This is a genomic window from Pseudomonas sp. HY7a-MNA-CIBAN-0227, from assembly GCF_040310325.1.
In the GTDB taxonomy this organism is placed as follows: domain Bacteria; phylum Pseudomonadota; class Gammaproteobacteria; order Pseudomonadales; family Pseudomonadaceae; genus Aquipseudomonas.
Genome location: NZ_JBEOPT010000328.1, coordinates 1 through 241, shown reverse-complemented (window position 1 = coordinate 241; position 241 = coordinate 1). Strand labels below are relative to the sequence as shown.

The window sequence follows — 241 nt, the reverse complement described above, 5'->3', positions numbered from 1 at the left end:
GACGTCGCCCGGCGTCTGCTTGCAGGCGCCTTTACGCCCGAGCTCACGGGTCATCAAATGGCTGTGCTGCAACTCATTGGCGAGGGCAAGTCGAACTCGGTCATTGCAACGTTGCTGGGCGTCAGCGAGAACACGGTGAAGTACCACGTCGGCACCCTCTTCCGCCGCATGAACGTGGCCACCCGTGAGCAAGCGGTTCGCGCGGCTTGCCGGGCCGGCCTTATCAACTGACACCACCTAC

General features: G+C 63.1%; 1 protein-coding gene. It reads left to right on the top strand.

Going from position 1 to position 241, the window contains the following annotated elements; translation table 11 throughout:
• Positions 1-231, top strand: a 231-nt coding sequence (locus tag AAEZ06_RS28130) for a LuxR C-terminal-related transcriptional regulator (protein ID WP_350617482.1), incomplete at its 5' end; no start/stop codon positions are given.
• Between the last annotated feature and the right edge of the window lie 10 nt (positions 232-241).